This is a genomic window from Ruegeria lacuscaerulensis (genome assembly GCF_013034745.1).
In the GTDB taxonomy this organism is placed as follows: Bacteria; Pseudomonadota; Alphaproteobacteria; order Rhodobacterales; family Rhodobacteraceae; genus Ruegeria; species Ruegeria lacuscaerulensis_B.
This window is the reverse complement of sequence record NZ_WQGP01000002.1, coordinates 218,342-237,783: the sequence shown is the minus strand read 5'-3', so window position 1 is coordinate 237,783 and position 19,442 is coordinate 218,342. Positions and strand designations below refer to the sequence as shown.

The 19,442-nt window shown below is 58.9% G+C and carries 16 protein-coding genes; 10 read left to right on the top strand and 6 right to left on the bottom strand.

The annotated features are described in order from the left end of the window. Positions 1-162: 162 nt before the first annotated feature. From hemA to GOV79_RS04675, 4 genes are all read left to right on the top strand, one after another. Entirely contained in the window at positions 163-1,386 is a 1,224-nt protein-coding gene (hemA, locus tag GOV79_RS04690; protein WP_170788775.1) for a 5-aminolevulinate synthase, read from the top strand. 126 nt (positions 1,387-1,512) lie between these two features. Then, the gene (locus GOV79_RS04685) at positions 1,513-2,727 is read left to right on the top strand and encodes a helix-turn-helix domain-containing protein (protein WP_170788774.1); all 1,215 of its coding nucleotides are present in this window, start codon (positions 1,513-1,515) and stop codon (positions 2,725-2,727) included. Between the two features lie 72 nt (positions 2,728-2,799). Then, on the top strand, positions 2,800-3,921 hold the full coding sequence (ispG, locus tag GOV79_RS04680; protein WP_170782593.1) for a flavodoxin-dependent (E)-4-hydroxy-3-methylbut-2-enyl-diphosphate synthase: 1,122 nt from the start codon (positions 2,800-2,802) through the stop codon (positions 3,919-3,921). Between the two features lie 96 nt (positions 3,922-4,017). Continuing rightward, positions 4,018-4,686 carry a DUF1194 domain-containing protein gene (locus tag GOV79_RS04675; protein ID WP_170788773.1) on the top strand — a complete coding sequence of 223 codons (669 nt, stop codon included), beginning with the start codon at positions 4,018-4,020 and terminating at the stop codon, positions 4,684-4,686. A gap of 42 nt (positions 4,687-4,728) precedes the next feature. Here the strand turns inward: GOV79_RS04675 and GOV79_RS04670 are convergent, their stop codons facing one another. Further along, on the bottom strand, positions 4,729-5,487 hold the full coding sequence (locus GOV79_RS04670; protein WP_170788772.1) for a DsbA family protein: 759 nt from the start codon (positions 5,485-5,487) through the stop codon (positions 4,729-4,731). Then, positions 5,484-6,866, bottom strand: a complete 1,383-nt coding sequence (locus tag GOV79_RS04665) for a M48 family metalloprotease (RefSeq protein WP_170788771.1) — start codon at positions 6,864-6,866, stop codon at positions 5,484-5,486. The genes GOV79_RS04670 and GOV79_RS04665 overlap by 4 nt, the downstream gene beginning before the upstream one ends. Between GOV79_RS04665 and GOV79_RS04660 the strand changes: the two genes are divergently transcribed. The 6 genes from GOV79_RS04660 (at position 6,865) to GOV79_RS04635 (ending at position 15,491) form a co-directional block, all read left to right on the top strand. Continuing rightward, the gene (locus tag GOV79_RS04660) at positions 6,865-8,019 is read left to right on the top strand and encodes a pyridoxal phosphate-dependent aminotransferase (RefSeq protein WP_170788770.1); all 1,155 of its coding nucleotides are present in this window, start codon (positions 6,865-6,867) and stop codon (positions 8,017-8,019) included. The genes GOV79_RS04665 and GOV79_RS04660 overlap by 2 nt on opposite strands. Before the next feature lie 66 nt (positions 8,020-8,085). Next, the gene (locus GOV79_RS04655; protein ID WP_170788769.1) at positions 8,086-9,306 is read left to right on the top strand and encodes an N-acetylmuramoyl-L-alanine amidase; all 1,221 of its coding nucleotides are present in this window, start codon (positions 8,086-8,088) and stop codon (positions 9,304-9,306) included. 95 nt (positions 9,307-9,401) lie between these two features. Continuing rightward, positions 9,402-11,888, top strand: coding sequence for a penicillin-binding protein 1A (locus tag GOV79_RS04650; protein ID WP_170788768.1), 2,487 nt, complete (start codon positions 9,402-9,404; stop codon positions 11,886-11,888). A gap of 90 nt (positions 11,889-11,978) precedes the next feature. After that, positions 11,979-13,103, top strand: coding sequence for a peptide chain release factor 2 (gene prfB / locus GOV79_RS04645; RefSeq protein WP_170774573.1), 1,125 nt, complete (start codon positions 11,979-11,981; stop codon positions 13,101-13,103). A gap of 186 nt (positions 13,104-13,289) precedes the next feature. After that, complete coding sequence (locus tag GOV79_RS04640; protein WP_170788992.1) at positions 13,290-14,684, top strand: amidase; 1,395 nt, start codon at positions 13,290-13,292, stop codon at positions 14,682-14,684. A gap of 30 nt (positions 14,685-14,714) precedes the next feature. After that, complete coding sequence (locus GOV79_RS04635; protein WP_170774571.1) at positions 14,715-15,491, top strand: DUF2189 domain-containing protein; 777 nt, start codon at positions 14,715-14,717, stop codon at positions 15,489-15,491. Here the strand turns inward: GOV79_RS04635 and GOV79_RS04630 are convergent. The 4 genes from GOV79_RS04630 to GOV79_RS04615 form a co-directional block, all read right to left on the bottom strand. Next, positions 15,488-16,225, bottom strand: a complete 738-nt coding sequence (locus GOV79_RS04630; protein ID WP_170788767.1) for a helix-turn-helix domain-containing protein — start codon at positions 16,223-16,225, stop codon at positions 15,488-15,490. The genes GOV79_RS04635 and GOV79_RS04630 overlap by 4 nt on opposite strands. Positions 16,226-16,517: 292 nt before the next feature. Beyond that, positions 16,518-17,078 (bottom strand): acetolactate synthase small subunit, encoded by a 561-nt coding sequence (gene ilvN / locus GOV79_RS04625; RefSeq protein ID WP_170774568.1) that lies wholly within the window; start codon positions 17,076-17,078, stop codon positions 16,518-16,520. Positions 17,079-17,107: 29 nt separating this feature from the next. Further along, complete coding sequence (locus GOV79_RS04620) at positions 17,108-17,482, bottom strand: hypothetical protein (protein WP_170788766.1); 375 nt, start codon at positions 17,480-17,482, stop codon at positions 17,108-17,110. A gap of 4 nt (positions 17,483-17,486) precedes the next feature. Next, entirely contained in the window at positions 17,487-19,238 is a 1,752-nt protein-coding gene (locus tag GOV79_RS04615) for an acetolactate synthase 3 large subunit (RefSeq protein WP_170788765.1), read from the bottom strand. Positions 19,239-19,442: the final 204 nt, after the last annotated feature.

The following is a 19,442-nucleotide window of genomic DNA, read 5'->3' as shown; positions in this document are numbered from 1 at the left end:
TGTCGGGTAGGATGTGAGGCGATATTTGATGCAAATCAAATAAGCATTCCCAGACTCACTTATATGGTGCGATCACTTGGGACCATATCGGCGTCGGATGAAAACGGGGTCGGGGAAGATGTTCGGTCAATGCGGATTGGCCGGGCTTTTAAGGAGAAACCGGTGGACTATACTGCTCAGCTCGATACCGCGATTGCCAGGCTGCACGACGAAGGACGCTACCGGACCTTCATCGACATCGAACGTCGCAACGGCCATTTCCCGCATGCGGTACACACGCGCCCGGACGGGTCCACACAGAACATCACCGTCTGGTGCGGCAATGACTACTTGGGCATGGGCCAGAACCCGGTTGTCCTGAACGCGATGCACGAAGCTGTGGATTCGGCAGGGGCCGGTTCGGGTGGCACGCGCAACATCTCGGGCACGACGGTTTACCACAAGCAGCTTGAGGCTGAACTGGCTGATCTGCATGGCAAAGAGGCGGCGTTGCTCTTCACCTCGGCCTATATTGCCAATGACGCAACGCTGAGCACGCTGCCCAAACTGTTTCCTGGTCTAATTATCTATTCGGATGCGCTGAACCACGCTTCGATGATCGAGGGCGTGCGCCGCAACGGTGGCGCCAAGCGGATCTTCCGTCATAACGACGTCGCTCATCTGCGCGAACTGCTGGAGGCTGACGATCCGGCCGCTCCCAAGCTGATCGCGTTTGAATCCGTCTATTCGATGGATGGCGATTTCGGCCCGATCGAAGAAATTTGCGATCTGGCAGATGAATTTGGTGCTCTGACTTACATTGATGAGGTTCATGCGGTTGGCATGTACGGCCCCCGCGGTGGCGGTGTGACCGAGCGGGATCGCCTTGCGCATCGGATCGACATTATCAACGGCACATTGGCCAAGGCTTTTGGTGTGATGGGCGGCTATATCGCGGCAAGTGCGAAAATGTGTGACGCTGTACGCTCTTATGCGCCGGGCTTCATCTTTACCACGTCGCTGCCGCCTGCCGTTGCTGCGGGTGCGGCGGCCTCGGTTGCCTATCTGAAGACTGCCCCGGAACTGCGTGAGCTGCACCAAACACAGGCGAAAATCCTGAAGCTGCGACTGAAAGGGTTGGGCCTGCCGCTGATCGACCATGGCAGCCATATTGTGCCGGTGATCGTTGGCAATCCTGTTCATACCAAAAAGCTCAGCGATATGCTGCTGGACGACTATGGAATCTACGTTCAGCCGATCAATTTCCCGACCGTTCCGCGCGGAACCGAGCGTTTGCGGTTCACTCCATCGCCGGTTCACGGGCCGGATGAAATGAACGCTCTGGTGCAGGCGATGGACGAACTTTGGTCACATTGTGCGCTAAATCGCGCCGAACTCGCCGGTTAACCTCACGCCAAAGTGTGCAACGCGTTCATAGCGTGTTAGGCTTAAGCTAACAAAAGTAGCAGACGAATCGGTAGGCATGATTCGGCTCTGGCGTGAAACACGCGTAGGCAGAATGGGGCAGCAGGAATGATTGGGCGCAGATCTCAGCGCGGATCGGATGAGGACAGTGACGTCCGGCCGAAAGGCTATGACGATTATGAGGTCCGACTTGGCGACATGATGCGCGGCGAACGCGCGACGATGGGCAAGTCTCTTCTGGATGTTCAACGCGAACTGCGGATCAAAGCCACCTACATCGCAGCGATTGAAGAAGCGAACCCCGACGCTTTTGACACACCCGGCTTTATCGCCGGGTATGTGCGGTCTTATGCACGCTATCTGGGGATGAACCCGGATGAAACCTTTGCCGCCTTCTGCAAGGAAAGTGGGTTCGAAGTGGCCCATGGCATGTCTGCGCAAGCGTCGGTAGTGCGCAAGCCTATAGGCGGGCTGCCTGCCCGTGGCCCGATGGGCCATGATCCGTTCATGTCGCCAAATACACCCTATATTCCGGGAAAAGAACCGCTGGTCAGCCAGATCGATCCGCGTGCCATCGGCTCATCGCTGGTGTTGCTGGCTGTGATCTGCGGGATCGGCTATGGCGGCTGGTCGGTGCTGAACAGAATACAGCAGGTTCAGGTCAGCCCGGTTGAACAGGCGCCGGTCGTTTTGTCCGATCTTGATCCTCTGGATGTTGCCCGCGCAACAATATCGACTGAAACCACGGCTGAGATCGAACCACCCAGCGTCGAGGCGCTGGATCGTCTGTATCGCCCACAGGCGCTGGATGTACCGGTTCTGGTCGCGCGTGATGCTCCGATCTCGACCCTTGATCCGCGCACGGTAGGGACTTTCCTGCCGCCCGAGCCGCCTCAGATTGAAGTGGCCGAGGTGCATACTGTTGAACGCCCGGTGCTGCCACAAGTGGTCGAGCAACTGGACACCACGCTCAAGATCGTCGCGGTCAATCCGTCTTGGATGCGCGTGACAGCCGCAGATGGCAGCGTCATCTTCGAAGGCACGCTGGGCACGGTCGAGCAAGGCAACACGTTCGAGGTTCCGCTGACCGAAGAACCACCGCAACTGCGCGCAGGCGCGTCGGGGTCGGTCTATTTCTCGATGAACGGTGAACATTTCGGCCCGGTCGGTGCGCCGGGTACCGTGGCTAAAGGCGTAGTCTTGTCCAAGGATGCCGTGGCGGAAAACTACACGGTCGCCGATCTTGAGGCCGAGCAGAACAGCGCGCTCAAACGCTTGGTTGCCGAGCTTCAGGCACAGGAACCCGTTGCCGGGTCCGAGTGATCTAGCCATTGCGATAGTGGGTTAAGCAAACTATCTAGAGGCGCAACTCTGGCTGTCTTGGACCCGACCCTCATGTCCCTCAATCACGTGCGCCCGTGGCGAAACATCTATCGCCGCAAATCCCGTCAGATCATGGTTGGCGACGTTGCCATTGGGGGCGATGCGCCAATTGCAGTTCAGACCATGACCAACACGCTGACCACGGATGTGGCCGCGACGGTAGCGCAGGTGCAGGCCGCAGCTGAGGCGGGGGCGGATATTGTGCGGGTCTCGGTCCCGGATGAGGCGTCGTCAAAGGCACTGAAAGAGATCGTGCGCGAAAGCCCTGTACCGATCGTGGCCGATATCCATTTCCACTATAAACGCGGCATCGAGGCTGCTGAGGCAGGCGCTGCCTGCCTGCGGATCAATCCGGGCAATATCGGTGACGAAAAGCGGGTACAGGAGGTGATCAAGGCCGCCCGCGACCACAATTGCTCGATCCGGATCGGGGTCAATGCGGGGTCGCTGGAAAAGCACCTGCTTGAGAAATATGGTGAGCCATGCCCCGAGGCAATGGTCGAAAGCGGGCTCGAACATATCCGCATTCTAGAAGACAACGACTTTCACAACTTCAAGATCAGCGTGAAGGCCAGTGACGTGTTCCTGTCGGCTGCGGCCTATCAGGGGATTGCCGAGGCCACAGATGCTCCCATCCATTTGGGTATCACCGAGGCCGGAGGACTGGTCAGCGGCACCATCAAATCCGCCATTGGGCTGGGCAATCTGCTGTGGATGGGGATCGGCGATACGATCCGCGTCAGCCTATCCGCGGACCCGGTGGAAGAAGTCAAGGTGGGCTATGAGATCCTGAAATCACTGGGCCTGCGCCATCGCGGTGTGAATATCATCTCATGCCCGTCCTGCGCGCGGCAGGGCTTTGACGTGATTAAGACGGTCGAAGCGCTAGAGCAGCGACTGGAGCATATCAAGACGCCGATGAGCCTGTCGATCATCGGCTGCGTCGTGAATGGCCCCGGTGAGGCGCTGATGACTGACGTTGGCTTTACCGGCGGCGGTGCGGGCTCGGGTATGGTCTATCTGGCGGGCAAGGCCAGCCACAAGATGTCCAACGATCAGATGATCGACCACATCGTTGAACAGGTCGAAAAGAAAGCGGCTGAACTGGACGCAGCGGCCGAGGCTGCGGAATAACCCAACAAGCGCGCGGTTCAGGGGAGGGATGTGTTCTCGACAGGGTGAACCGGTCTGTGTTGACAGGTCCCGCCGTTCTGGGGCCAAGTCGGGCCTATGAAGGCTACACTCGTCCTTGTTCTACTAATGTGGACCGCTTCCATCGGCGCGGCCCGCGCGTGTGAATTGGCATTGGCTTTTGCGTTGGATGTGTCGGGCAGCGTCGATGAGGCCGAACATCAGTTGCAACGCGATGGCGTCGCCGCTGCCTTGCTGGACCCTGACGTTGTAACGGCGATTTCGGCCCAGCCCGGTGGCGTGGCCCTGATGGTGTATGAGTGGTCAGACTCGCGCCAGCAGACGCAGATTTCGGCCTGGCGTCTGGTCAAAGGGGTGGCAGGGTTGAAATCGATCGCTGCCGAGGTTCTGGCGGCCCCTCGAAGTGCAACGGGTGGAACCGGCATAGGCCCGGCGGTCGCGTTCGGAGCGTTGATGTTCGACTATGGGCCCGATTGCCGTCGGCGCGTCATAGATGTGTCAGGGGACGGCAAACACAATAACGGCTTTCGCCCCCATGTCGCGCGCGAGATGCAGGTGATGCAAGGTGTCACCGTGAATGCGCTGGTGATCGAGGGGGCAGAGCCCGAGGTGCTGGCCTACTACGTCGAGCACGTCATTTCAGGGCAGGGCGCTTTTGTGGAAATTGCGGCGGGGTATGAGGACTATGCCGCAGCCCTTCGGCGAAAATTGCTGCGTGAAATTCCGATGGCTGTAGCCGATCGGTAAGGGATAGGGCGGCGCACTATTGCGCGCCGCCTGTGTTTAAACTTAGCCTTGTTCAGCCCGCACGGCGTCTGCAATTTGCAGCATCTGGTCGGCAGTCAGATAGCCGCGCAGCATTTCGGTGCCAAGAACGAAGGACGGTGTGCCTTGGATTTGCATCCGCCGCGCCAATTCGCGGGTCTGGTTGATCTCATCGGTCACACGATCGCTGTCCATCGCTGCCAAAATGGCATCGCTATCCAGCCCCAGACCATCCGACAAACGGCGCAGAGAAACCTCGTTCGGCTCACCACCAAAGTCCAGCAGAGCATCGTGCACCAGCTTATAAGCGTCATCGCCCGCCACATGCTTGGTGGCCACGGCAAAGCGCGAAGAGATCACCGAGGCTTCGCCCAGGATCGGGAATTCCTTGATCACCAGACGGATATTGCCGTCTTCGGACAACAGCTCGGCCACTTCGGGGACGGCCCGGCGGCAATAGCCGCAGCGGTAGTCCATGAATTCGACCAGCGTGATGTCGCCATCGGGATTGCCACCCACCCAGCTGTAGCCATCATTGAACAACTCGTCGGCATTGACTGCGACCAGTTCTTGATCCGCGGCGGCCTCGGCCTGAGCGTTGCGTTGTTCAAGGATGTTGATCGCTTCGATGATGACCTCGGGGTTTTCCAGAAGATAGGCACGTACCTGCGCGCCGAACTGCTCTCTCTCGGCATCGCTCATGGTGTTGAGGTCCAACGCCTGCGCCGGGGCGGCAAGCAGGGAAAGCCCCAGAAGGGCCGGTGCAGCATGTCTGAGGATCATTTCCGTTTCCTTTTCGATTTCTTTGCGTTTTCCGAGGCAATCAGCACATCCTGTGCCCGTTGCCAACCTGTTGAACCCTCGGGTAGTTGCCCGAGAGCGCGTCTTGCGTGAATACCTGCATCGGTAAGCTTGCCTTGCAAGGCATATCTTTCCGCCGTAACGACTGAGGCCATGCCAGTGTTGCCGACCCGCGCATATGCCACGCTCAGATCTCGCAGAGAGCCAGTGTTGCGATGGTCGCGGGCGCGTGCCTTTTCAAGCACTTGCAGGGCGTCTTTCGTCCGATCTTGTGCTAAAAGCGCGCGACCGAAGCCTGCAAGGATCAAGGCGTTGTTTGGTGCCATCTCCATCGCGTGACCATAGGCCGCAACGGCCTCGGGCAACTGACGGTTTTCCAGCAGGATCTGGCCTTTCAGTTCATAGTAATAAGGATCGTCGGGGCGAATGGCCAAGGCGCCGTCAATGGCGCCCCTCGCCTCCGCAAGATTGCGGTTCTGGTGATGGGCCGCCGCCTCGCGCATCAGGCGAATGTCTTGCGCGGTTTCCTCTTTCGCGCGTCGCAATGTCCACGAGGGCGCGCGCAGGAAGGCGGATAACTTTCCTTTCACGCGGGCAAACCAATATTCTGCCTGCGCGTTGGGGACCGCAGACGCGCCAAATTCCCCTAAAAACGTCTGGGCCGCGCGCAGACGATCGCGGTTGGTGGGGTGCGAGCGCATATAGGGGTCCTGATTGGCCTCGCTCAGCAGCTCCTGACCCACGAATTTCTGGTGCAGGGCAACCATCCCGCTGGGTGAAATACCTGCCCATCGCAGATAGCTTGCTGCGCTGCGGTCGGCCGAGGATTCCTCGGCCCGTGTGTGCCCCAGAAAACTGCGCAAAGCCGAGCTCGAGGTGCCCGCAGCGATACCTGCCGCTGCTTCACCACCTCCGGCGACGGCAACGGCCAGCGCAAGCGCTGTTCCCAACCCGGCATTGCGTTTGGCGGCTTTCAGGTTTTCGAACCGGCGGGCGAGATGGCCGTTGGCAATATGGGCGGCCTCATGCGCGATCACCGCTTGCAGCATCTCAGGGGTGTCCACGGACAGGATCAGGCCGTAGTTCAGATAGATCGCGTTGTTGTCGATGACGAAGGCATTGAATGTGCTGTCATAAACGACCAGAATTTGCACCCGATTGGTGTTCAGTCCGGCGGCCCGCAGCACAGGAAAGGCCAGTTCACGTAGGCCGTTTTCGATGTCGGGGTCGCGGATCAAGCTTTGCGCATTGGTTTGAGCTGCGCTGACGAACCAAGTCATCACACATAGAAACAGGGCCGGGATTGACGCCAGCCTGGATACACGCTCAAAAGCCATACAAGCAACATGGGAGATGGGCATGAGAAACTCAACCCGGTCCGGCGTCGATCCGTTTATTGTGATGGACGTGATGGAGGCCGCACGAAAGGCCGAAGAGGCGGGTCGCCACATCATCCATATGGAGGTCGGCCAGCCCGGAACCGGAGCCCCCAAGGGCGCGACCGAAGCACTGGCGAAGGCCATGCAGGACAGCCCTTTGGGTTATACTGTGGCGCTTGGAATGCCCGCGCTGCGACAGCGGATCGCGCAGCTTTATGGTGAATGGTACAATGTCGATCTAGATCCCAATCGAGTTGTCGTGACGCCGGGCTCTTCGGGCGCGTTTCTGCTGGCGTTCACGGCCCTGTTCGACAGCGGCGACCGCGTCGGAATCGGCGCTCCGGGCTACCCGTCTTATCGTCAGATCCTAAAGGCTCTGGGCTTGGTTCCGGTTGATTTGCCAACCGCGCCTGAAAACCGATTGCAGCCTGTGCCTGCGGATTTCGCCGGGCTCGATCTGCAAGGGCTGATGGTGGCCTCTCCTGCAAACCCGACCGGCACCATGCTGAACCACGCGGCCATGGGCGCGCTGATCGAGGCGGCGCAGGGGCAGGGCGCATCCTTCATCAGCGACGAGATTTACCATGGGCTGGAATATGAGGCCAAAGCCGTCACCGCGCTGGAGCTGACGGATGAATGCTATGTGATCAACTCGTTTTCCAAGTATTTCTCGATGACCGGCTGGCGTGTCGGCTGGATGGTCGTGCCCGAGGATCAAGTGCGTGTGGTTGAGCGGATCGCCCAGAACATGTTCATTTGCGCGCCGCATGCCAGTCAGGTGGCGGCTCTGGCTGCGATGGAATGCGAGGATGAGTTGCAAGCCAATCTGGACGTCTACCGCCAGAACCGCGCTTTGATGCTGGAAGGTCTGCCCAAGGCCGGGTTCACCAATATCGCACCACCGGACGGGGCGTTTTACGTCTATGCCGATGTATCCGACCTAACCGACGACAGCCGCGCCTTTGCGGCCGAGATTTTGGACAAGGCCGGCGTGGCCGTCACGCCCGGTCTGGATTTCGATCCCGAACGCGGCCACGGCACCTTGCGCTTTTCCTATGCCCGCTCCACCTCTGATATCCGTGAGGGGCTGGACCGATTGCGCATCTTTATGACCGAGCGGGGCAATTTGGGGTAGAGCGTTCACAAACCGGCGCGGCTGCGCTAGTCTGCTGGTCAAACGATCTCGGGATAACTTGAGGCCATGAGCAGGATTTTCTACGCCATAGTGCTGATCTGGGCGCTGACGGGGGCTGCGGTTGCGCATGAACTTAGCGCGCTGGCCCGTGTGTTGCCCGATGAAAGCCGCATCGTGGATGAGGGGCGCTCGGGCGTGCGGGTGCAGCTTGGGCTCAGCCAAGGGGTTCCCTACCGTGTGTTCACGCTGCGCGACCCCTACCGGATGGTTCTGGACTTTCAGGAGGTCGATTGGACCGGGCTGAAAGATGCGGATTTCTTGCAGACGGATCGGATCAGTGGCGTGCAATTCGGGGCCTATGTCCCCGGATGGTCGCGCATGGTGTTGGACCTTGGCGCCCCCTTGGCGGTCGAAAGCGCTGATTTGCGGATCGAAGAGGCAACGGGGACGGCGGCCCTGACGCTTGACTTGAAGGGAACCGACTTTGATACGTTTGTCGCCAGCGCCGGAGCACCCCGCCAACCGGAGTGGGACTTGCCCGAACCCTCGGTGTCCGCGCCAGATCAAGAGGCGGATGGCCTGCGCCCACTGCGGGTGATGCTGGACCCCGGCCATGGCGGCATTGATCCGGGTGCCGAGGTAAACGGGCTGGACGAAAAGACCCTGATGCTGACCTTCGCCCGCGAATTACGCGAAGTTCTTTTGCGCACGGGGGGCTACGAGATCGTTTTGACTCGAACCGATGATCATTTCGTGTCGCTGGAGCGCCGTATCGCGCTGGCGCACCGGGCGGGCGTGGATGTGTTCATCTCACTGCATGCAGATATCCTGTCGGAAGGGCGCGCTCATGGGGCGGCGGTCTATACCCTGTCGGAAGAGGCTTCGGACGTGGCCAGCCACAAACTGGCCGAGCGGCATGACCGGGGTGATCTGATCTCGGGCATCGACCTTAGCGGGGCCGACGATCAGGTCGCCGATGTTCTTCTGGACCTGGCGCGTCAGGAAACCAAACCGCGCACCGATGCGCTGGCCGCAGCGCTGGCCAATGGCATGACGCAGCAGGGCGGGCCGATGAACAACCACCCGATCCGCACCGCTTCGTTTTCCGTTCTCAAAGCAGCTGACATCCCTTCGGTTTTGATCGAGCTTGGCTTTCTGTCCAGTCCCAGAGACTGGAAAAACATCAATAATCCAGAGTGGCGCTTGGGTATGGCACATGGCATCCGCGACGGGCTTGAAGTCTGGCGTCAGCAGGATGTGATCCGCCGATCCCTGATTGGCCAGTGACCCTACGGCGCAAAACGGCTAATATGGGGCATCGTGTTTTGACCCAACGCGCGGGCGTCCCTATATAGGCGGCACCGCGAGCAAAAGGCAGTGACGTGATCCGTTTCATATTTTCGATCTTTGGGGCGATCTTCAGCCTCGTGACCCTTGGGTTTTTCATGGCCGCGCTGGTGATTGGCGCGATCTTCTGGATGTATGGGCGCGACCTGCCCAGCCATGAATCACTTGCGCAGTATAAACCACCCACGATTAGCCGGATCTATTCGGGTGAGGGTCAGTTGATCGACGAATTCGCGCAGGAACGCCGCCTGTTCACGCCTTCAGAAGAAATCCCTGATCTGGTGAAACAGGCCTTTATCTCGGCCGAGGACAAGAACTTTTACACGCACCAAGGCTATGACCCGCGCGGGATCATCGCAGCTGGCGTTGAGGCGGTGAAATCCAAGGGTGAAAACGTGCGTGGTGCGTCGACCATCACCCAACAGGTGATGAAGAACTTTCTGCTGTCCGGCGACCGTCGCGCCGAGCGCAAGATCAAGGAGATTATCCTCGCCACCCGACTTGAGGATACGCTGGACAAGGAACAGATCCTGGAACTCTATATGAACGAGATTTTTCTGGGGCAGAACTCGTATGGTGTGACGGCGGCTGCGCAGACCTATTTCAACAAGACACTGCAGGAACTGGCCCCGCATGAGGCGGCGACCTTGGCGGCGATGCCCAAGGCGCCTTCAGACTACCACCCGGTGCGCGAGAAAGAGCGCCTGCTGGCGCGACGCAACTATGTGCTGCGCGAGATGAATCAGAACGGATACCTCGACTTGGCCACCTATGAGGCCGAGGTGGCGCAACCGCTGCGATCGGTCCAAAACGGCGATTTCGAAAGCTTCCGTACCGCATTGCCGCCGCGTGACTATTTCACCGACGAAATCCGTCGTCAGCTGAGCGAGGATTTCGGTGAGGGTGAGTTCTTTACCGGTGGCTTCACCGTCCGCGCCTCGGTGGATGAGGAAATGCAAGTCGAGGCCGCCAAGGCCCTGCGCACGGCGCTGCAGAAATACGACCGATCACGTGGGAAATGGCGCGGTACGGGTGAGGTGATTACCGAAGATGCCCTGGCAGACGAAGCGCAATGGCGCGAGGCGCTGGCGATCATGGAAATCCCCCGCGACGTGGAACTGCCGACGCAATGGTATCCGGCCGTTGTGCTGAACGTAGCCGATCAGTCCCTGACCGTGGGTATCGAGGACGGCCCGGCTGACGGCATCGTTCCTCGCTCTGACATCCAGTGGATGCAAGGTAACTTCTTTGACAACTTCAAGCGCGGCGACGTCATTCTGGTAATGGCCGGGGAAGAGGGCCAGTGGTCCGCCCGTCAGGTGCCCGAAGTGCAGGGTGGCTTTGTTGCGATGGACGTAAACTCGGGCCGTGTTCTGGCAATGCAGGGCGGGTTCTCGTATCAGGATTCGGTGTTCAACCGCGCCACGCAGGCACAGCGCCAGCCGGGATCGAGCTTTAAACCCTTTGTCTATGCCGCGGCGCTGGACAGTGGCTATAGCCCTGCCACCATCGTTGTGGATGCCCCAATTGAGGTGAACACGCCGCAAGGTCTGTGGCGGCCCAAGAACTCGTCGAACAAATTCTACGGTCCGACGCCCTTGCGGACCGGGATTGAACAGTCGCGGAACCTGATGACCATTCGTCTGGCACAAGAAGTCACGATGCCGGTGGTCGCGGGCTATGCCGAACGGTTCGGGGTCTATGACCGCATGGGGGCGTTTCTTGCGAACTCGCTGGGGTCCGAAGAGACGACGCTCTATAAGATGGTCGCAGCCTATGCGATGTTTGCCAATGGCGGCGAGCGGGTCGAACCCACTCTGGTTGACCGCATTCAGGACCGGTTCGGCAAGACGATCTACCGGCACGACGACCGGGAATGTCTGGACTGCAACTCGGCCTGGTTGGAGCCGGACGAGTCGCCGACCATCGTCACTGACCGTTGGCAGGTCATGGATGCGATCACCGCCTATCAGCTGACCTCGATGATGAAGGGTGTGGTGGATCGTGGAACGGCGTCGTCTTTTGTGAACCTGCCTGTGCCGACCGCCGGCAAGACCGGCACCACCAACGATTCGAAGGATGCGTGGTTTATCGGCTTTACCTCGAACATCGTGGCGGGCTGCTATATCGGTTACGACCGCCCGCGTCCCATGGGGCGGGGAGCCTATGGCGGCACCATGTGCGGCCCGGTTTTCCAAAGCTTTATGGAAACCGCGACCGAGAAATATGGCGGCGGTCCTTTCGAGGTTCCAGAGGGTGGTCATTTCATCAAGATTGACCGGTTCAGCGGCGCGCGCCTGCCACCGGAGGCGACCGGTGACTATGTGGTGGCCGAGTATTTCCGCGATGGTGTCGATGGGTTTATCGACCGTGTCTATGACGGTGGATTTGCGATGGGATCGGATCTGCCTTTGTTTGAAGAGGCCAGCTCGGGTCGTCAGGTGACAACCTCGACCGGGAACACCGTCACCGTCGGACCCAACGCCAGCCAGGGCGATGTGGCAACTGGCGGTCTTTACTGACACCTGATTGGTTTGCGGCCTCCGCTGTCTTGTGGTGGCCCCAACCTCTTGCTATCACGCAAGCCTGATTGAGCAAGTTGGGACCTGACCATGCGCGCCGAAACCCAGAATATCGTGGCGGAAATCGAAAAATCGCTGGAGCTGCTGGCGCAGCGCATGGACTATGAGACCGCACCTCATCGTCTTGAGGAATTCAACGCGCGTGTTGAAGATCCGAACTTGTGGGACAATCCCGAGAATGCACAGAAGCTGATGCGCGAGCGGCAGATGCTGGTCGATGCGATTGAGACCTATGAAACCATCAAGACCGATCTGAGTGACAATATCGAGTTGATCGAACTGGGCGAGATGGAAGAGGACGAAGAGGTCGTTACCGACGCCGAGGGCGCGATCAAGGCGCTGCAGGCCAAGGCCGCCAAGAAAGAACTAGAAGCCCTGCTGGACGGCGAAGCCGACAGCAACGATACCTTCCTTGAGATCAACTCGGGCGCGGGTGGGACGGAAAGCTGTGACTGGGCCTCAATGCTGGCGCGAATGTATGTGCGTTGGGCTGAGAAGAAGGGTTACACCGTCGAGCTGCAATCCGAGACCGCGGGCGAAGAGGCAGGAATCAAATCGGCGGCCTATAAGATTTCGGGTCACAACGCGTATGGCTGGTTGAAGTCGGAAAGCGGCGTACACCGGCTGGTTCGGATTTCGCCTTATGACTCGGCGGCCAAGCGACACACGTCCTTTAGCTCGGTCTGGGTCTATCCGGTGGTCGATGACAATATCGAGATCGAGGTGAACCCGGCGGATATTCGGATTGATACCTATCGGTCATCCGGCGCGGGTGGTCAGCACGTGAACACCACGGACTCGGCGGTGCGGATCACGCACATCCCGACCGGAATCGTTGTGACCAGTTCCGAGAAGTCGCAGCACCAGAACCGGGACATCGCCATGAAGGCGCTGAAATCGCGCCTCTACCAGCAAGAGTTGGACCGCCGGAACGCGGATATCAACGCCGCGCATGAGGCCAAGGGTGATGCGGGTTGGGGCAACCAGATCCGGTCTTACGTGTTGCAACCGTATCAAATGGTGAAGGATTTGCGGACCAACCATGAGACCTCGGACACAAAGGGCGTGTTGGATGGGGATCTGGACGGGTTCATGGCGGCGACTTTGGCGCTGGATGTGGCTGGCAAGTCCCGGTCCGAAGCGCAAGGTGAATAAGTCTGGCAGGGGGCTCTGCCCCCGCCGGGCGTGCGCGCGACTCCCCCGGGATATTTTGGGCCAGATGAAGGGGATCCTCGCGCGGCGGTGGACCGGAAAAGATACATTTAAACAGTGGGTTTAAATGGTGCGGCGGGGTCGTTAGGCTGATCGTATTGACGCGATATGACTGCCGATGGGACCGGGATGGAACTGAGCCAAATCACCGCAACTGAACTTTTGGGCGCAATGGCATCGGGGCAGGTCTCGGCTGCGGATGTCATGCGGTTGACGCTGGAGCGGATCGGGGCGGTCAATGGCCGATTGAACGCCATCGTGGCGCTGCGGGATGAGGCCGAATTGATGGCCGAGGCGCGGGCGATGGATGAAGGTCCGCGACGGGGCCCGCTGCATGGGTTGCCGATGGCGGTCAAGGATCTGGTCAATGTGGCCGGGATGGCCTCGACCCAAGGCTCGCCGCTGTTTGCAGGGCATGTACCGGAGGCTGACGATCTGATCGCGGCACGGTTGCGGGCGGCGGGGGCCATTCTGATCGGCAAGACCAATACGCCGGAATTCGGTTTGGGGTCGCACACGTTCAACCCGGTCTATGGGGCGACGAGCAACCCATATGATGCTGAGCGTAGCTGCGGAGGTTCCTCTGGCGGAGCCGCAGTGGCATTGGCTTCGGGGATGCTGGCGCTGGCGGATGGGTCAGACATGATGGGCAGCTTGCGCAACCCAGCGGCCTGGAACAATGTTTATGGGTTTCGACCAAGCTGGGGCCGCGTTCCGTCTCAACCCGAAGGGGACGGGTATTTGCATCAGTTGTCGACTCTGGGGCCTATGGCACGCAGCCCTGAGGACTTGGGCGTGTTGCTGGACGTGATCTCAGGGCCGGACGCGGGACAGCCGTTATCTGCGGCTTGCACGCCGGTTTCACGGGTCAGACCCGCCGATATGCGCGGCCTGCGGATTGGTTGGTTGGCGGATTGGGGCGGTGCCTTTCCGTTTGAAGACGGAATTTTGGATCAATGCGCGCAGGCCCTTGCGGTGTTTTCGGATCTGGGCGCGCAAGTGGAACCACTTGCGCCGCCATTCGAAGCGGAATTGATGTGGGATAGTTGGGTGACGCTACGCGCCTGGAGCGTGGCCGCCGGGTTGAGGCCTTTGACTGAACACCGTTCTAAGCTGAAAGACACCGCGCAGTGGGAGCTGGATCGGGGCTTGGCCTTGACGGCGATGCAGGTGCATCGCGCCAGCGTCATTCGCTCGGACTGGTATCGCAAGGCCGCAGAGGTGTTCGTTGATTATGACATGTTGGTGCTGCCATCTGCGCAAGTCTGGCCGTTTGAGCTCGACACGCCGTTCCCAACAGAAATCGCAGGGGTGAAGATGGACACCTATCATCGCTGGATGCAGGTCATGGTGCCTGTCAGTCTGATTGGTCTGCCTGCCTTGTCCGTGCCCGTCGGGTTCGGGGCCGAGGGGCTGCCGATGGGGATGCAGATTTTTGGACCCAAAGGGGCCGATGGGCAGGTTCTGTCCATTGGGGCGGCGTATCATGAGGTCACGCGTTGGCCGCAGAAAAGACCGGCCTGATAGAAGGACGGATGAGGGGAGGAGAATGTGATGGAGAAACCCTTTGGCGTTCCGAAAATGGGACCGGTCAGCCGTGAGATGCTGCGCGAATCCCTGCGCCGTGCCTGGGCTGATTTTCGCCGCGCGCCGGTTTTTGGGCTGCTGTTTGCAGGGTTCTATGTGCTGGCCGGCTGGGCGATTGCCTGGGTAACAATACAGACTCAGACTTCGTACTGGCTGGTGCTGGCGGCGATCGGGTTTCCGCTGTTGGGCCCCTTCGCGGCGGTGGGGCTGTATGAGGTCTCTCACCGGTTGGAACTGGGGGAGCCTTTGGATTATGGCGCGATCTTTGGTGTCGTGGCGCAGCAGGGGCGGCGTCAGTTGCCGTCGATCTGCGCAATCATCGTGGTCATGTTCCTGTTCTGGTTCTTTCTGGGTCACATGATCTTTGCTTTATTCATGGGGTTGTCGACCATGACCAACGTATCCACTTCAGTCGAGGTGTATCTGACGGCCAATGGGCTGACCATGTTGGCGGTGGGCACGGCGGTGGGCGCAGTTTTCGCGACCGTGCTTTACATGATCACCGTCTTGTCCATCCCGATGCTGCTGGACCGCGAACTGGATTTCGTTACGGCGATGATTGCAAGCTATAGCTATGTCAGTGCAAACCTGCCGGTCATGTTGGGTTGGGGGGTGCTGATCGCCGTTCTGACCTTTGTCGCCATGATCCCCTGGTTTCTTGGCTTGCTGATAGTATTGCCGCTATTGGGGCATGCAAGCTGGCATCTTTACCGTCAGATTACAGAGGCCGAAGGACTTACCTAAAGCGGCTTTTCCAACCTGCGCGCGGTGCGGGCGGCGGGCAATGCCTCGGTCGGTTTGGTGCCCAGATGGCGCAGCTGGAGTTTGCGCATGGTGGTCGCATTTGCATTCGTCTTGGACAGGCAGATTGCCACGCCGCGCCAATACTCTTCTTGCGAGTCCGAATTGCGAGTCACCAGGTAGATGCGGCTGTTCTGGGCGGCGCGGCAGGACATCAGGATATAGATTTGATGACCGGCACAAGCGGCGATCCCCTGAACTTCGCGCGCTTTGGCTGAACTGTCTTTGCCATCCGAGGGGGGCTCGAAGCTGCGAATCAGGGTGCATTGGGGCAGGCGGCGGGCGTGCAGCAGCCGGCGCCGGGACGGGAAGGGGTTTTCAAGATCCGTCTCTGACACAGAATAGAATCCGGCGGGCAGCAGCGTCTCGGTCAACGTCGTGGGCCCCGAGCCCAGAAACTCGGTCAGGGCCGAAGCGGCAGGGTGTAGAGGGGCCTTGTCCAATGCCTCAAGAGGGTGCAGCAGAATACGGGCGTCGACATCGAAGAACCGGCAAATGCGGTCCAGAACATCGGGGCGGGGAAAGCTCTCTCCGCCCAAATACCGGTTGAATTGAGTCCGGTTGATGCCAAGCTGACGGCAGAGTTCGGAAACAGAGGGGTATTGCTGCGCGAGCTGCCTGAGGTTTGCGCCGAACATCCTGCGCAAGTCAGCAGGGTTGCGGGTGTCGTTGGTCATTTCTGTCCCGGTATTCAAGTGTTTTTGTGAAACCGTACCATGTCTGACCAAACGGTCGCGCATGTTCTGAAATCGTACTTAGGACCCCAACAGGCGCATAGAAACGCCACGTTACGTGACGAAGCTAACGCGCTAAACCACAAAGGCAATAGGCTTTATTTTTATTTGTATAATCTTTTATTCGATTATTTTCTGTTACGTAAAAATAAACAGACATAACTGCATATTGTCTGCAGTTTTGTGAATGTTTAGCCCCGTCCTATGCTTACATGCAATGGGCGGGGCAATTCATTCAGTCACCACGCAGCAAGGCCGCGACACCGGTACGGGCGATTTCAACCAGGCCCAGCGGGCGCATCAGGTCGGCAAAGGCGTCGATCTTGTCCGGGGCCCCAGTGATTTCGAAAATGAACGAATTCAGGGTGCTGTCTACTACATTGGCGCGGAAGATATCGGCCAGACGCAGAGCTTCGACCCGTTTGTCGCCTTCGCCCACGACCTTGATGATGGCCAGCTCACGCTCGACCGATGAGCCCTCGACCGTCAGATCGTGCACATCCCGGACCGATACGATGCGACCAAGCTGGGCCTTGATCTGCTCGATCACCTGCGGCGTGCCGGTGGTGACGATGGTAATGCGGCTCAGGTGGCCGGTGTGATCGACCTCGGCCACGGTGAGGCTTTCGATGTTATATCCACGGCCCGAGAACAACCCGATCACGCGAGCCAGAACACCCGGTTCGTTTTCGACCAAAACCGCAATCGTGTGCCGTTCCTGCACGTCCGAGAAGGTGGGCCGCAGGTTATAGGCCGAATGGCGGGTGGAGCCTTGTTTGATATGTAGGGCAGACATTAGTCGGCTTCCTCTAGTAGAGCGTCATCTTAGAATTTGCCGCGGATCATCATAACCTTCAACGAGGATTGCGCGGCTTCCCTTAGTTCATTCCATTCGCTAAGCGCGAAGACTGTGCTTAGTTCAGGAAGAGGCGATGGTGTGCGTTGACAAAGGTCTGCCAATACACGTGAGTATTCTCTTAGCGCGGTTTCTTCAGGTTTCGTATAGATCGGTTCGGGGCAGCTTGTTTCATCGCTGAACCAAGTGTCGTCCCATTGATTGATCACTTCATTAGCGACCGATATAGCAGGAGCTGCGTTTTGATACGAAAGTTGGGCAGACCAGGAAGAAGCAAGTTCCAATGCTTCGATCTGTCGATTCCGAAGCCTCTGGAAAACCAATTGTTTTTCGTGGTCTGTCATCATTTTAAACCAGAACCGAACCTTTGGAGTCGATCACGCCCTGCGTTTCGGCCTCGCCCAGCAGCATTTCGTTATGGGCCTTGCCCGACGGGATCATAGGGAAGCAGTTTTCGTGCTTTTCGACCAGACAATCAAAGATGACAGGGCCGTCATAGTTGATCATCTCCATGATCGCGTCATCCAAATCGGCGGGGTTGGAACACAGTATGCCCTTGGCCCCGAAGGCCTCGGCGAGTTTGACGAAGTCGGGCAGGGCTTCGGACCACGAATGCGAGTACCGCTCGCCATGCAGCAATTCCTGCCACTGGCGTACCATGCCCAGACGTTCGTTGTTCAGGATGAACTGTTTCACGGGCAGGCGGTACTGAACGGCGGTGCCCATTTCCTGCATGTTCATCAGCCAAGAGGCTTCACCCGCGACATTGATTACCAGCGCGTCGGGATGCGCCATCTGCACACCGATCGAGGCCGGAGTGCCATAGCCCATGGTGCCCAGACCACCGGATGTCATCCAGCGGTTGGGGTCTTCGAACCCAAGATATTGTGCTGCCCACATCTGGTGCTGGCCGACCTCGGTGGTGATATAGCGGTCGTGGTTTTTGGTTAGCTCTTCAAGACGTTGCAGCGCGTATTGCGGTTTGATCGTCTTTTCGCTTTTGGTATAGGCCAGGCAGTTGACCTTGCGCCAATCCGCGATCTGCGACTGCCATTGTTTAACCGCCGCTGCGTCGGTTTTACGCCCACGTGCTTTCCAGACCTTGAGGATATCTTCCAGCACATGTGCCACGTCCCCGACAATCGGGATATCGACGCGGATCACCTTGTTGATGGACGACGGATCAATGTCGATATGCGCCTTTTTCGAGTTCGGCGAGAACGCATCAATGCGCCCGGTGATCCGGTCATCGAAACGTGCGCCGATGTTGATCATCAGGTCGCAGTCATGCATCGCCAGATTGGCCTCATAGAGACCATGCATTCCCAGCATACCCAACCAGTTCTCGCCCGACGCCGGATAGGCCCCCAGTCCCATCAGGGTCGAGGTAATCGGAAAGCCGGTTGCATCCACCAGCTCGCGCAGCAACTGGCTGGCCGCGGGGCCCGAGTTGATCACGCCACCACCCGTGTAGAAGACAGGTTTTTTCGCCGTCTCAATCGCGGCAACCAGTTCGGTGATCTCTTCGAGATCGCCTTTCAAAACTGGCTGGTAATGTGAGGTCGAAGGTTTCGGGCCGGTATAGTCGCCCGAGGCGAACTGCACGTCCTTAGGAATGTCGATCAGCACAGGACCAGGGCGGCCAGAGGTGGCGACGTGGAAAGCCTCGTGCATGGTCTCAGAAAGCGAATCCGTATCCTTCACCAGCCAGTTGTGCTTGGTGCAGGGGCGGGTGATGCCAACGGTGTCAGCCTCTTGAAACGCGTCCGAGCCGATCATGAAGGTCGGGACCTGACCGGTTAGAACCACGATCGGGATCGAATCCAGCAACGCATCGGTCAGGCCGGTTACTGCATTGGTGGCACCGGGGCCTGAGGTTACAAGCGCAACGCCGGGCTTGCCGGTCGAGCGCGCGTACCCTTCGGCGGCGTGCACAGCCCCTTGTTCGTGACGCACCAGAATGTGGCGAATGTCGTTTTGCAGAAAAATCTCATCATAGATCGGTAGCACGGCGCCGCCGGGGTATCCGAATACCGTGTCCACGCCCTGATCCTTGAGGGCCTGAACCACCATCTTTGCGCCGGTCATCTCACGTGTCATCTGCTTTGCTCCGTTCGCGACATGTGTCTTGCGTGTTGCCAAAAAAAAGCCCCCGAGATTTTCGGAGGCGCATGGGTTGAATTATGGTTTACCGTCACCGGCCCATGCGCGTGTTTCCTACGATTACGACTAGCGCTTTCATCGCCAGAGGCTCCTTTTTTGCGTGCAGGGACATTATGAGCGGCGCGACGGGGCGTCAACAGG

Coding starts and splice junctions, on each gene's coding strand:
- GOV79_RS04685 (WP_170788774.1), top strand. CDS start 1,513: ATGATTGGGCGCAGATCTCAGCGCGGATCGGATGAGGACAGTGACGTC.
- ispG (WP_170782593.1), top strand. CDS start 2,800: ATGTCCCTCAATCACGTGCGCCCGTGGCGAAACATCTATCGCCGCAAA.
- GOV79_RS04675 (WP_170788773.1), top strand. CDS start 4,018: ATGAAGGCTACACTCGTCCTTGTTCTACTAATGTGGACCGCTTCCATC.
- GOV79_RS04670 (WP_170788772.1), bottom strand. CDS start 5,487: ATGATCCTCAGACATGCTGCACCGGCCCTTCTGGGGCTTTCCCTGCTT.
- GOV79_RS04660 (WP_170788770.1), top strand. CDS start 6,865: ATGAGAAACTCAACCCGGTCCGGCGTCGATCCGTTTATTGTGATGGAC.
- GOV79_RS04665 (WP_170788771.1), bottom strand. CDS start 6,866: ATGCCCATCTCCCATGTTGCTTGTATGGCTTTTGAGCGTGTATCCAGG.
- GOV79_RS04655 (WP_170788769.1), top strand. CDS start 8,086: ATGAGCAGGATTTTCTACGCCATAGTGCTGATCTGGGCGCTGACGGGG.
- prfB (WP_170774573.1), top strand. CDS start 11,979: ATGCGCGCCGAAACCCAGAATATCGTGGCGGAAATCGAAAAATCGCTG.
- GOV79_RS04640 (WP_170788992.1), top strand. CDS start 13,290: ATGGAACTGAGCCAAATCACCGCAACTGAACTTTTGGGCGCAATGGCA.
- GOV79_RS04635 (WP_170774571.1), top strand. CDS start 14,715: ATGGAGAAACCCTTTGGCGTTCCGAAAATGGGACCGGTCAGCCGTGAG.
- GOV79_RS04630 (WP_170788767.1), bottom strand. CDS start 16,225: ATGACCAACGACACCCGCAACCCTGCTGACTTGCGCAGGATGTTCGGC.
- ilvN (WP_170774568.1), bottom strand. CDS start 17,078: ATGTCTGCCCTACATATCAAACAAGGCTCCACCCGCCATTCGGCCTAT.
- GOV79_RS04620 (WP_170788766.1), bottom strand. CDS start 17,482: ATGACAGACCACGAAAAACAATTGGTTTTCCAGAGGCTTCGGAATCGA.
- GOV79_RS04615 (WP_170788765.1), bottom strand. CDS start 19,238: ATGACACGTGAGATGACCGGCGCAAAGATGGTGGTTCAGGCCCTCAAG.